The organism is Oceanibaculum pacificum (assembly GCF_001618175.1).
Taxonomy (GTDB): Bacteria; Pseudomonadota; Alphaproteobacteria; order Oceanibaculales; family Oceanibaculaceae; genus Oceanibaculum; species Oceanibaculum pacificum.
On sequence record NZ_LPXN01000094.1, the window covers coordinates 71,336 to 83,939 of the forward strand.

At 62.9% G+C, this 12,604-nt stretch carries 15 protein-coding genes; 3 read left to right on the plus strand and 12 right to left on the minus strand.

The window, feature by feature from the left end:
* Positions 1-12: 12 nt before the first annotated feature.
* The 3 genes from nrdR to rpiB all read right to left on the minus strand — a co-directional run bounded on the left by nrdR (position 13) and on the right by rpiB (position 2,329).
* The gene (gene nrdR / locus AUP43_RS07015; protein WP_067554300.1) at positions 13-483 is read right to left on the minus strand and encodes a transcriptional regulator NrdR; all 471 of its coding nucleotides are present in this window, start codon (positions 481-483) and stop codon (positions 13-15) included.
* Between the two features lie 63 nt (positions 484-546).
* Positions 547-1,854 carry a serine hydroxymethyltransferase gene (gene glyA / locus AUP43_RS07020; RefSeq protein ID WP_067554302.1) on the minus strand — a complete coding sequence of 436 codons (1,308 nt, stop codon included), beginning with the start codon at positions 1,852-1,854 and terminating at the stop codon, positions 547-549.
* Between the two features lie 40 nt (positions 1,855-1,894).
* On the minus strand, positions 1,895-2,329 hold the full coding sequence (gene rpiB / locus AUP43_RS07025) for a ribose 5-phosphate isomerase B (RefSeq protein ID WP_067554304.1): 435 nt from the start codon (positions 2,327-2,329) through the stop codon (positions 1,895-1,897).
* Between the two features lie 353 nt (positions 2,330-2,682).
* Between rpiB and AUP43_RS07030 the strand changes: the two genes are divergently transcribed.
* On the plus strand, positions 2,683-3,129 hold the full coding sequence (locus tag AUP43_RS07030) for a MucR family transcriptional regulator (protein ID WP_067554307.1): 447 nt from the start codon (positions 2,683-2,685) through the stop codon (positions 3,127-3,129).
* A 19-nt stretch (positions 3,130-3,148) separates the two neighbouring features.
* On the opposite strand, the gene AUP43_RS07035 is transcribed toward AUP43_RS07030, so the two are convergent.
* On the minus strand, positions 3,149-3,367 hold the full coding sequence (locus AUP43_RS07035) for a DUF6898 family protein (protein ID WP_067554310.1): 219 nt from the start codon (positions 3,365-3,367) through the stop codon (positions 3,149-3,151).
* 187 nt (positions 3,368-3,554) lie between these two features.
* Here AUP43_RS07035 and phnF point away from each other — a divergent pair, with 187 nt between their 5' ends.
* Positions 3,555-4,274 (plus strand): phosphonate metabolism transcriptional regulator PhnF, encoded by a 720-nt coding sequence (gene phnF, locus AUP43_RS07040; RefSeq protein WP_067554312.1) that lies wholly within the window; start codon positions 3,555-3,557, stop codon positions 4,272-4,274.
* Positions 4,275-4,368: 94 nt separating this feature from the next.
* Positions 4,369-5,592, plus strand: coding sequence for an acyl-CoA dehydrogenase (locus AUP43_RS07045; protein ID WP_198154840.1), 1,224 nt, complete (start codon positions 4,369-4,371; stop codon positions 5,590-5,592).
* Between the two features lie 59 nt (positions 5,593-5,651).
* On the opposite strand, the gene AUP43_RS07050 is transcribed toward AUP43_RS07045, so the two are convergent.
* From AUP43_RS07050 to nuoN, 8 genes are all read right to left on the minus strand, one after another.
* Positions 5,652-6,038 (minus strand): hypothetical protein, encoded by a 387-nt coding sequence (locus AUP43_RS07050; RefSeq protein ID WP_067554316.1) that lies wholly within the window; start codon positions 6,036-6,038, stop codon positions 5,652-5,654.
* Between the two features lie 603 nt (positions 6,039-6,641).
* Complete coding sequence (locus AUP43_RS07055; RefSeq protein ID WP_067554319.1) at positions 6,642-7,178, minus strand: DNA-3-methyladenine glycosylase I; 537 nt, start codon at positions 7,176-7,178, stop codon at positions 6,642-6,644.
* Positions 7,179-7,180: 2 nt separating this feature from the next.
* The gene (locus tag AUP43_RS07060) at positions 7,181-7,414 is read right to left on the minus strand and encodes a DUF1467 family protein (protein WP_067554321.1); all 234 of its coding nucleotides are present in this window, start codon (positions 7,412-7,414) and stop codon (positions 7,181-7,183) included.
* A 6-nt stretch (positions 7,415-7,420) separates the two neighbouring features.
* Positions 7,421-7,825, minus strand: a complete 405-nt coding sequence (gene mce / locus AUP43_RS07065; protein ID WP_067554324.1) for a methylmalonyl-CoA epimerase — start codon at positions 7,823-7,825, stop codon at positions 7,421-7,423.
* 40 nt (positions 7,826-7,865) lie between these two features.
* The gene (locus tag AUP43_RS07070) at positions 7,866-9,611 is read right to left on the minus strand and encodes a ribonuclease J (RefSeq protein ID WP_084462623.1); all 1,746 of its coding nucleotides are present in this window, start codon (positions 9,609-9,611) and stop codon (positions 7,866-7,868) included.
* A complete protein-coding gene (locus tag AUP43_RS07075) occupies positions 9,608-10,381 on the minus strand; it encodes a type III pantothenate kinase (protein ID WP_067554327.1) in 774 nt (257 codons plus the stop codon). Before AUP43_RS07075 ends, AUP43_RS07070 begins: the two co-directional genes overlap by 4 nt.
* A 17-nt stretch (positions 10,382-10,398) precedes the next feature.
* Positions 10,399-11,148 (minus strand): biotin--[acetyl-CoA-carboxylase] ligase, encoded by a 750-nt coding sequence (locus AUP43_RS07080; RefSeq protein ID WP_067554330.1) that lies wholly within the window; start codon positions 11,146-11,148, stop codon positions 10,399-10,401.
* On the minus strand, positions 11,145-12,593 hold the full coding sequence (nuoN, locus tag AUP43_RS07085) for an NADH-quinone oxidoreductase subunit NuoN (protein ID WP_067554332.1): 1,449 nt from the start codon (positions 12,591-12,593) through the stop codon (positions 11,145-11,147). The genes AUP43_RS07080 and nuoN overlap by 4 nt, the downstream gene beginning before the upstream one ends.
* Positions 12,594-12,604 lie beyond the last annotated feature (11 nt).

Consider the following 12,604-nt stretch of genomic DNA (forward strand, 5'->3'; position numbering starts at 1 on the left):
AGGCCAGATCGGTCAAATCTTGACCGGCTCCCCATCCTGATCCAGCTGGCCAACAAACTCCTCGAAGTCCTTGGCTTCGCGGAAGTTTTTATAGACCGAGGCATAGCGCACATAGGCCACGGGGTCGAGCGTGCGCAGCGCCTCCATGACCATCATGCCGATCTGCGAGGCAGGAATTTCGGTCTCGCCTGAGCTTTCCAGCCGGCGCACGATGGAGTTCACCACCCGCTCCAGCCGCTCGATCTCCACCGGCCGCTTGCGCAAGGCGATCTGCAGCGATCGGGCAAGTTTGTCGCGGTCGAAGGGCGTGCGCTTGCCGCTGCGCTTGACCACGATCAGGTCGCGCAGCTGCACCCGCTCGAAGGTAGTGAAGCGCGATCCACACTCCGGACAGAAGCGACGGCGGCGGATCGCCGAATTGTCCTCGGTCGGCCGCGAATCCTTCACTTGCGTGTCGTCATTCCCGCAGAACGGACAGCGCATCTCCCCCTACTCCCCCTCACTGGCGGCCGGCGCGTCACACCGGCCGCGTTACGCAAACGATGCTCAGCCGAGATCCGGATAGATCGGGAACCGGTCGCACAGCGTCTTGACGCGCTCGCGCACCGCATTCTCCGTCGCTGAATTATCTTCGCGATTGGCCGCAAGACCGTCCAGCACATCGCCGATCAACTCGCCGACCTGGCGGAACTCCGCCGGGCCGAAGCCGCGCGTGGTGGCCGCGGGCGAGCCCAGGCGCACGCCGGACGTCACCATCGGCTTTTCCGGGTCGAACGGGACGCCGTTCTTGTTGCAGGTGATGCCGGCGCGCTCCAGCGACTTCTCGGCGATGTTGCCGGTCAGCTTCTTCGGCCTGAGATCGACCAGTACCACATGGCTGTCGGTGCCGCCGGAGACGATGTCCAGCCCACGCTCCATCAGCGTGCCGGCCAGCACCTTGGCGTTCTCGACCACCATGCCGGCGTAATGCTTGAACTCCGGCTTCAGCGCCTCGCCGAACGCCACCGCCTTGCCGGCGATCACATGCATCAGCGGGCCGCCCTGCAGGCCGGGGAACACGGCGGAATTGATCTTCTTGCCCAGTTCCAGGTCGTTCGACAGGATCATACCGCCGCGCGGGCCGCGCAGCGTCTTGTGCGTGGTGGTGGTCACCACATGGGCGTGCGGCAGCGGATCGGCATAGGCCCCGCCAGCCACCAGCCCGGCGAAATGCGCCATGTCGACCCAGAAGATCGCGCCGACCGAATCGGCGATCTTGCGGAAGCGCGCGAAATCGATGGTGCGCGGATAGGCCGACCCGCCGGTGATGAGCAGCTTCGGCTTATGCTCCTGCGCCATCTCCTCGACGACGTCATAATCGATCAAGCCATCCTGCTGACGCACGCCATATTGCACGGCGTTGAACCACTTGCCCGACAGGTTGGGGGCGGCGCCATGGGTCAGGTGGCCGCCAGCGGCGAGCGACAGGCCCATCACCGTGTCGCCCGGCTGCACCAGGGCCAGCATCACCGCCTGATTGGCCTGCGCGCCGGAATGCGGCTGCACGTTGGCGAAGGCGCAGTTGAACAGCTTCTTCGCCCGCTCGATGGCCAGCGTCTCGGCCACATCGACGAACTCGCAGCCGCCGTAATAGCGCTTGCCCGGATAACCCTCGGCGTACTTGTTGGTCAGCACCGAGCCCTGCGCTTCGAGCACCGCGCGGGACACGATATTTTCCGAAGCGATCAGCTCGATCTGGCTCTGCTGGCGATGCAGCTCCTGGTCGAGCGCGGCCTTCAGCTCGGGGTCGGTCTCCGCCAGCGACGCCTCGAAGAAGCGGTCATGGGCGACGATTTTGGTCTGGGAGGAGGTCATCAGGGGGCTTTCACAGTCATAGAGAGCAAGGATTATGGATTTAGCCGAGCTTGGCGACGCGCGGGGCGTGGCGACCGCCGGCGAAGGGTGTGTCGAGGAAGGCGGCCAGGCAATCCTTCGCCACCTCCTCGCCGACCACCCGGGCGCCCAGCGCCAGCACATTGGCGTCGTTATGCTCGCGCGACAGGCGCGCGGTGGTGACATCGTGACACAGGGCCGCGCGCAGCCCGGCATGGCGGTTCACCGCAATCGAGATACCGATGCCGGTGCCGCAGATAACCACCCCGCGCGCCGCCTCGCCCTGCGATATGGCGGCGGCCAGCTTATTGCCGAAATCCGGGTAATCGACCGACTCGGTGCTATCCGCGCCCAGATCCAGTACCTCATGGCCCCGGTCGACGAGATAGGCTTTCAGCGCCGATTTCAGCGCGAAGCCCCCATGGTCGGAGGCGATGGCAATTCTATTTTGCTGCATGACCGCTTGAACGCATCGTGTTTCATAAGGTGCCGGCATCGTACCGGCACTAAGACACTACCATATGTCCGCCGCGCCTGTCAGCCGGCCACAAGGTCTGGCCTATCATCTCAGCCAATTTTGTTAACAATTACCCCTGCCCCCACTGCATAAGAAACAGGCAGCAACAAGGGGACTGTTTTCCCTAAAGGCACGGTAGAAGGCATTGTCGCTATTTTCTGAGAAACCAATTTTTACTAGTTCCGCACGGCGCTATGCCGCAGGATGCCTGATGATTACTAACAAGGGGATTGACTATATCGGTGGATTAGCGATATCAGTTTAGAATGCTTAATGTGATTGTGGATAGTTAAATGAACAGCGAGTCAGCAGAAGAGAAGAAGGCGCAAAACGATCTGCTGCGCATGACGGCCGAAGTCGTTTCCGCTTATGTGCAGAACAATGTCTTACCGTCATCTCAGCTTTCCGAGGTGATCGGCACGATCTATAATTCATTGCGCCAGCTGAATGGGCAGGCCGTAGCGCAGCTGGCGCCGGAGCCGCAGAAACCGGCGATCCCGGTGCGTCGCTCGGTGACGGATGAATATATCATCTGCCTGGAAGACGGTAAGAAGCTGAAAATGCTGAAGCGCCATCTACGCACGAATTACAGCATGACCCCGGAAGAATACCGCGCCAAATGGGGCCTGCCAGCGGATTACCCGATGGTCGCGCCCAACTATGCCAAGCAACGCTCCGCCTTCGCCAAGAAGATTGGCCTGGGCCGCGGCAGCAGCGGCGGGCGCAGCAAGAAAGGCTGAACGCCCTTCCCCGGGCTGCCTAGACGATCAGCCCGCCCCGGCCGCCTTTGGCGCGCTTTTCCAGAACGTAACGCAGCTTCTGCATCGCCGCATGGCGCAAGGCGGTTTCTCCCCGCGCCGGATCGCCGACGATGGAAACCTCCACCATGGTGCGGGGGTCGATAGCGCTGACCTTCACATAGCTGCCGATTGGGTAGAATTCGAAGATTACCCGGTCATCGTCGGACGCCGGACTCATGGCCAGCCACCCCGAAACGCACCATCGGTCCCGACGGGCGCTGACCCAGAACCGACATAAACATGTAACATTTCGGGATATTCCCCAAGTATAGGTAATGCACTAGAGCTTAGCGGATCGGCTTTATCCGAACCAGGGTCTCCAGCGTGCCTGAGCTCTTTCACGCGCCGTCGCGCGCAATTCTTTCATGATGCCGCGCAAGGCCCCTTCCGGACCGGTCTGGCAGCAGATCGCCGAATCGCTTGCGGACGATATCGCCACCGGCCGCTTCCCGCCAGGCAGCAAACTTCCGGTGGAAGGATTGTTGGCGGAGCGCTTTCAGGTCAATCGCCATACGCTGCGCCGCGCCATGGGGCATCTGGCGGCGCTGGGCCTGGTGCGCGTGGAACAGGGGCGCGGCAGCTTCGTGCAGGAGGATGTGGTCGATTACATGATCGGCCCGCGAACCCGGTTTTCCGAGAATATCTCGCGGCTGAAGCGCCGGCCCGGCGGCGTTTTCTTCCACAGCGAGACGGTGCCGGCCGGCGAGGATATCGCCGCCGCCCTGAACATTGCCCCCGGTGCGCCGTGCCTGTTGCTGGAGACGCTGAACGGGGTCGACGACCGGGTGATCTCCTATACATCGCATTATTTCGACGGCGTGCGCTTCGCCGGCATTGATGCGCTGTATCGCGAGCTGGGCTCAATCACCAAGGCGCTGATGCGCCTGGGCGTGCCGGATTATAGCCGCGCCGGCTCGCGCATCACCGCCCGCCTGCCGGACCAGCGCGAGGCCAACCTGCTGAAACAGGCGCGCAACCGGCCCATCCTGGTGGTCGAGGCGGTGAATGTGACGCCCGACGGCAGACCGGTCGAATATGGCATCGGCCGCTTCGCCTCCGACCGGGTACAGCTTGTCGTCGAATAGAGCAAGCTACTGTTTCTGCCCTTGCGCGCTATGTTAGTTTGGTGAACAACTCAGTCGCCAAAGACGATATCCGCTTGAATCCGGAGTTTAACCAATGACACCGCCGCAGGCCGCCACCGCCCTGAAACCCGCCGCCGGCAAGGCGCATAAGCCCAGCTTCTCCTGGGAAGACCCGCTGCTGCTCGACGATGCGCTGAGCGAAGACGAGCGCATGGTGCGCGACGCCGCGCGCGCCTTCTGCGACGAAAAGCTGATGAGCCGTGTGCAGGAAGGCTTCCGCAAGGAGATATTCCACCGCGAGCTGATGAACGAAATGGGCGAGCAGGGTTTCCTCGGCTCCACCATCGACGGCTATGGCTGCGCCGGCGTGAATTACGTGTGCTACGGGCTGATCGCCCGCGAGGTCGAGCGCGTCGATTCCGGCTATCGCTCTGCCATGAGCGTGCAGTCCAGCCTGGTGATGCACCCGATCCATGAATATGGCAGCGAGGCGCAACGCCAGAAATATCTGCCGAAGCTGGCCACCGGCGAATGGGTCGGCTGCTTCGGCCTGACCGAGCCGGATCACGGCTCCGATCCCGGCAGCATGAAGACCCGCGCCAAGAAGGTCGATGGCGGCTATGTCGTCACCGGCAACAAGATGTGGATCACCAACTCCCCCATCGCCGACGTCTTCGTGGTCTGGGGCAAGACCGAGGATGGGGTGATCCGCGGCTTCGTGCTGGAAAAGGGCATGAAGGGCCTGTCCGCGCCGAAGATCGAGGGCAAGTTCAGCCTGCGCGCCTCGGTCACCGGTGAGATCGTCATGGACGAGGTATTCGTGCCGGATGAGAATTTGTTGCCGAATGTCGAGGGGCTGAAGGGTCCGTTCGGCTGCCTGAACAAGGCGCGCTACGGCATTTCCTGGGGCGCCCTGGGCGCCGCCGAGTTCTGCTGGCACGCAGCGCGCCAGTACACGATGGACCGCAAGCAGTTCGGCCGCCCACTCGCCGCCAATCAGCTGATCCAGAAGAAGCTGGCCGACATGCAGACCGAAATCACGCTGGGCCTGCATACCTGCCTGCGCCTCGGCCGGCTGATGGATGAGGGTCGCGCCGCGCCGGAGATGATCTCCCTGGCCAAGCGCAATTCCTGCGGCAAGTCGCTGGACATCGCCCGTGTCGCCCGCGACATGCATGGCGGCAATGGCATCTCCGACGAGTATCACGTCATCCGCCATGTGCTGAATCTGGAGGCGGTCAACACCTACGAAGGCACACATGACGTGCACGCGCTGATCCTGGGCCGCGCCCAGACCGGCATCCAGTCCTTCATGTAAGGAACCTGGCCTGTAGAATGCACAAAGGGCGGCCCGCGGGCCGCCCTTTTTGTTGCGCCCTACCCGCCCGGCTTATGCAGCGGGATCGGCGGCAGCCCCAACGCCTCGCGGCAGGCCGCCTCGATGGCGAGTTGCTCGTCGCCGCTCACCGGTTCGCCATTGAACAGCACCTTGCCGTCGCGCCCGACCTCCACCCGGCCGATCTGGGCCTCCGGAAAGAACAGCCGCGAATTGCCGGGCAGGCCGAAGCGCTTCTGCAAATCCACCGTGATGTCGATGCCGATGGTCTCGGGAATGCGGATCGCCGAGCCACCGCCCAGATCGGCCGGGGCGACTGGCCTTCCATAGGCGTCGACGCCGGGCTGGTAGGTCGCCCCGACTTCCGGCTTATGTGCCACCGCGCGCTGGCAGACATTGCCGCCGACAATGATTTCTTCTGCGCGCAAACTATTCGGTGCGACAGCCAAGGTGACGCCAAGAAACGCGAGGAACAGAAGCGGCGAAGGCGTAAAATTCAACTGCACACGAACGATCCCATCTATCCCGACAGGTAATATATAGCTCTAACATGCAGAAAATTGATGACTTCGAAAAACTTATTCCGTAGTCTTTGCGGACATAAAAAAGACCGTGCCGCTAAAAAACGGCACGGCCCGAGTTTAGGGAGGAATCGCCACCAGGCGTCGATCAAAGGTCGATAACGACCCCTGACCTGAGTGGAAATATGAATTGTGCAATGCACTATGGCAAGAGCAAACCTGCTCTTGCCATTTGTTTTTGGTGATTTTTTATACTTTTTGCACATAAAAAATGCATTTGCAGCCGTCGTAAACAGGCTCTTGATTATAAAACGAGCAAAACAATACTCGTGATTTCGGCTTTCCCCTACAAATCCTGGCACGAACCCGATATCAGAACCAATCGCCCCTGCCGGCCTTGCACCAGGAATCCGGGATTCAGCTTTCTCGACCGATGATCCCGGCAGGCAGAAACAAAGACCCCGCAAAACTGCGGGGGGTGACGATTCGAACAGGTAAAAGCTAAAGCCCCTACGCTCGCCGCCAGGGCGGATTTTGCGCCAGGATGCGGGCGTGGACGGGGCAGTCGGGGCGGTGGGCACCGGGCAGGTAGCCGGTACTCATCAACAGCTCGTTCACAATCTCGCCGCCGGTGAAGGCAAAGTTCTTCTTGAACAGCTTTACCCAGCCGGCCTTGTCGAGCGGGTGGTGCGCATCAAGCCAGCCGGCAAAGGAGCCATACTCCGGCCGTAGTTCGATAAACCGCCCGGCATTGCGGATGATCGCTGCGATCTTCAGCCGGTTGCGGATGATGCCGGGATTGGCCAGCAGGCGCTCCGTCTCCACCGGGCCATAGGCGGCCACCACATCCGGATCGAAGCCCTCGAACGCCTCGAACAGCGCGGCGCGCTTCTTCAGCGTGATCTCCCAGGACAGGCCGGCCTGCATGATCTCCAGCGCGAAGCGTTCCAGCAGCACCTTATCGTCGCTGACCGGAAAGCCATACTCCGTATCGTGGTAGCTGGCGTGCACCGGGTGGCCGGGCGCGCTGTCGCAATAGCCGGACATGCCTAGCCTCGAAAAGACAGATAGTCGGACAGGATAACCATGAAGATCAGCCCGGTCACCACAATGGCGATGCCCGTGGTGATCAGCGCCTTCTTCAGCAGCATCGGTTTCTCCGGCGCGCTGGTGGCGTGCCCCTCGCCCGGCTGCTCGGGGATCTTCACGCCGACCGGCAGCATCATGAAAAACACCAGCCACCAGACGATAACGAAAACGACAATGCCTGAGGTCCAATACATGATCGCTCAGGCCTGCTCGATTTCGACCAGCGTGCCGCAGAAATCCTTTGGATGGAGGAATAGCACCGGCTTGCCGTGCGCGCCGATCTTCGGCTCGCCATCGCCCAGCACACGGGCGCCCTCGGCCTTCAGATGATCGCGGGCAGCGAGGATATCCTCCACCTCATAGCAGACATGATGCATGCCGCCGGACGGGTTACGATCCAGGAAAGCCTGCACCGGCGATTTCTCGCCCAGCGGCTGCAACAGCTCGATCTTGGTGTTGGGCAGAGTCACGAAGACGGTCGTCACCCCATGCTCGGGCATATCCACCGGATCGGAGACATTCGCCCCCAGCGCGGTGCGGTACAGGTTGGCCGCCGCCGCGATATCCGGCACCACGATGGCGACATGGTTCAACCGGCCGATCATTCACTCTCTCCTTCGATGCGGGTGCGCGATGATAGGCCGCTCAGGCCAGCCTGACCACATGCACATCTGTCACAGGCTTGCGCCCCAGCTCCGCATTGATCGCCCGGCGCACGGCGATGCGCACCGCTTCTGCCACCGCGGCATCGTCCTTGCGGTCGGCCGCGCGCAGCCCCTCCACCGCGTCGGCGGCGATGTCGATGATGTCCTCTCGCATCGGATCTTCGCCCTCCAGCACGCCCTGAAAGCTGCCCATCGGATCGGTGCGCAGCTTGCCGGCCTTGTCGAGCACGATGGTCATGACGATGGCGCCGCTATGCATCAGCCGGTTGCGGTCGCGCAGCACCGGGTCGCCTAGCGAAACCAGGCGCTTGCCATCCACCGCCAGCCGGCCGGCGAACACCTCGTCGACCACTTCGGCTGGGCCGGGATGCAGGCGCACCACATCGCCATTGGCAATCGACAGCGCCACCGGCACCTGGCATTCCCGCGCCAGCTTCGCATGCTCGATCAGATGCCGGCTCTCGCCATGCACCGGAATGGCGACCTCCGGGCGGACATGCTGGTACATGCGGATCAATTCGTCGCGCGCCGGATGGCCAGAGACATGGATGTCATCGTTGGTCGCCGTCACCACCTCGATATTGCGGCGGATCAGCGCATTCTGCACCCGCGCGATGGATTTCTCGTTCCCCGGAATGACGCGGGACGAGAAGATCACCGTATCGCCGCCCTCCAGCGTCACATGCGGGTGGCTGTCGGAGACGATGCGCGACAGCGCCGCGCGGGGCTCGCCCTGGCTGCCGGTGCAGATCAGCAGCACCTTGTCCTTCGGCAGGAAGCCGGCATCGTGCTCGCTGACGAAATCGATGCCCTGGAGATAGCCATTCTCCTTCGCCGAGGCGGTCATGCGCCATAGCGACCGGCCGATCAGCGCCGGATGGCGGCCGTTCGCCTCCGCCACCTTCGCCATGGTCTCCAGCCGCGCCACGTTCGAGGCGAAGCAGGCGACGGCAACGCGGTTGGTCTTATATTTGGCGACCAGCTCGATCATGTTCTTGCGCACATCGGCCTCGGAGCCGGCGGAGCCAGCCCGGAAGACGTTGGTGGAATCGCCGATCAGCGCCAGCACCCCCTCCTCCCCGATCTCCTGCAGCCGCGCCTCGTCCGAGGTCGGGCCGACCAGCGGGTCGGGATCGAACTTCCAGTCGCCGGTATGCAGGATCGGCTTGGCCCCGCCGGTGCGAATCACCAGCGCGTTCGGCTCGGGAATCGAATGGGTCAGGGTCACCAGCTCGATCTCGAACGGCCCGACATCGAACCGGCCCGACATCGGCACGATGGTGATCTCCACCTCGCGGCCGAAATCGGTATCCTCCAGCTTGCGGCGCAGCACCGAGGCAGTGAAGGGCGTGGCATAGATCGGGCAGCGCAGTTGCTGCCACAGATAGGGCACTGCCCCCAGATGATCCTCATGCGCATGGGTCAGCACCAGGCCGACCAGCTCGTCCTTGCGCTCGACGATGAAGGACGGGTCGGGCATGACCACCTCGATCCCCGGCATGGAATCGTCGCCGAAAGTGACGCCCAGATCGACCATCAGCCATTTGCCCTGCGACCGGTACAGGTTGAGATTCATCCCGATCTCGCCGGCGCCGCCCAATGGCAGGAAATAGACTCCCTTATCCTCCGGGTCGAGGAAATCGCCGCTGCTATGGCCGTTGATCGCCGTTCCGTTCGCTTTGGATGTCTTGGGGTGCGTACCGTTCGCCTTGCGCTTGCTGCTCATTGTGTCCTGTTCAGACGATTCACGATTACCAGACCCCGCATTGTCAGGTCCTGGTCCAAATGGTCGAAAATATCCGTGGCCTCGGCGAACAAGGGTACCAGCCCGCCGGTCGCCACCACTTTCATCGGCTGGCCGAATTCGGCGCGGATGCGCGCCACCAGCCCCTCGATCAGCGATACATAGCCCCAGAAGATGCCGGATTCGAAACAGCCGACGGTCGTGGAGCCGATCACCTTCTCCGGCCGCCGCACCGCCACGCGCGGCAGCAGGGCCGCCGCCATGCGCAGCGCCTCGATGGACAGGTTGATGCCGGGCGCGATAGCGCCGCCACAGTAATTGCCGTCCCCGTCCACCACGTCGAAGGTCGTCGCCGTGCCGAAATCCACCACGATTGCCGGCCCGCCATACAGATGGTGCGCCGCAACCGTGTTGACCAGACGGTCCGCGCCGACTTCCTCCGGCCGGTCGACCTTGGCGACGGTGCCCTTGATCACCTCCGGGTCGGTATAGATCAGCGGATCGCAATTGAAATAGCTGCGGCACAGCATTTTCAGATTGAACAGCGTGTCCGGCACGACCGAGGCAATGAGGCATTGGGTAACGTCGGCGCTCTTCATGCCCTTCAAGGTCATGAGCTGGCTGATCCAGACGGCGTATTCGTCGGCCGTGCGCTTGGTATCGGTGCCGATGCGCCAGGAGCCGCGCTCGGTATCGCCGTCATACAGGCCGAATTTGATGTTGGTGTTGTTGGAGTTGATCGCCAGCAGCATGGCCCTGCCCGCCTCTCCTAATCCGGATTGCGCAGATAGATGTCGCCGGCGGAAATACGCTGCCGGCCGGCCTCGGTATCCAGCAACAGCGCGCCATCGGCATCCAGATCGCCGAATACGCCGTTCAGCGTCCGATCCGGCAGGCGCACCTCAATCTTCTCGCCAAGGCCGACCGCGTCGGCCAGCCAGTTCTGGCGGATGGGCGCAAAACCCTGGCTCGACCAGATATAGTACCAGTAGCCCAACCGCTCCAGCAGCGTCGCCCGGGCTTGCGACACGTCGGCATCGCCACCCAGCGCCGCCAGGCTGGTCGCCGGGCGCTCTGCATTCTCGGGATGGTGCTGCACATTCACCCCGATGCCGATGACGACGTAATCCACCGCCTGCGCGGTGCCGCCGCCGGTCTCCAGCAGGATACCGGAAATCTTGCCGCCATTGACCAGAACGTCGTTCGGCCATTTCACCACCACCGGGGCGATAGCGCCGACCGCCAGGCGCACCGTGTCGCGCACCGCGAGGGCAGCCAGGAAGGATATCTGCGCTGCCCTCGCGGGCGGACAATCCGGACGCAGGATGACGCTGAGATACACATTGCCCGGTGGCGAAGCCCAGGCCCGACCACGGCGGCCACGGCCGCCCTGCTGCTCCTCGGCTGTCACCACGGTCAGATGGCGCGCGCCCTCCCTAGCCAACCGGTGGGCCTCGTCGTTGGTCGAAACGACACTGCCCAGGGCGACGATATCGAAGGAGGACAGGCTTCCGGTCATCCCGCGAACAGGGAGGCCGCCGCCTGCGCGGCGGCGTTCAAAATCGGCGCGGGCCACACGAAGAACAGCAGCGTGAACAACCCGCTGACGGCGATCACCGCCCCCATCTCGCGGCCGATCGGACGGTCCAGCGTTTCCACCGGCTCATCGAAATACATCAGCTTTACGATGCGCAGATAGTAGAACGCGCCGACCACGCTGGACACCACGCCGATGACCGCCAGTGTATAGAGCTGCGCCTCAATGGCGGCCAGGAAGACGTAGAGCTTGCTGAAAAAGCCGGCCAGCGGCGGAATACCCGCCATGGAGAACATGAAAATGGTCAAGGCCACGGCCATCATCGGATGCGTCTTGGAGAGGCCTGCCAGGTCGGAGATATTCTCCACCATGCGGCCCTGCTGGCGCATGCACAGGATGATGGCGAAGGTGCCGACATTCATGACGATGTAGATCGCCATATAGATCAGCACGCCGCGCACGCCGATCTCGCTGCCCGCCGCCAGGCCGATCAGCGCATAGCCCATATGGCCGATCGAGCTGTAGGCCATCAGGCGCTTGATGTTGGTCTGGTTGATCGCGGCCAGCGCGCCCAGGATCATCGAGCCGATGGAGATCAGCACCACAATCTGCTGCCACTGGTCGGCAATGCCGCCGAACGGCTCCATCATCACCCGGCAGAACAGCGCGATGGCGGCGAATTTCGGCGCGGTGGCGAACAGCGCGGTCACCGGAGTGGGCGCCCCTTCATAGACGTCCGGCGTCCACATATGGAACGGCACGGCGGAAACCTTGAAGGCCAGCCCCGCGGCCAGGAACACGATGCCGACGATCACGCCGACGGAAGCCTCGCCCTGCACCCGCTCCGCCAGCACCGCGAAATCGATGCTGCCGGTAAAGCCGTAGATCATCGAACTGCCATAGAGCAGCATGCCCGAGGACAGCGCGCCCAGGACGAAATATTTCAGGCCGGCCTCGGTGGAGCGGATCGTATCGCGGCGGATCGCGGCGACGACGTACAGCGCCAGGCTCTGCAATTCCAGGCCGACATAGAGCGAAATCAGGCTATTGGCCGAGACCATCATCATCATGCCGACCGTGGCCAGCACGATCAGCACCGGATATTCGAAGCGCGCGGTGTTCTCGCGCTCCAGATAATCCATCGACAGGATGATGGCGACGGCCGAGCCCAGCAGAATGAACAGCTTGGCGAACAGCGCGAACGGGTCGGCCACGAACAGGCCGTCGAAGGCCAGTTCCCGCCCGCCCCAGCCGGTGAAGGCGTAGAGCAGCACGGCGGTGACGACGAAGCTGCCGACCGCCAGCCAGGAGACCAGGCGCAGCGATTTGTCGCCGATGAACACGCCGATCATCAGCAGGGCCATGGCGGCGCAGGCCAGGAAGATTTCCGGGATGGCCGGCAGCAGGACGAGGGTTGTGGGTTCCATGGTCTCTTAAG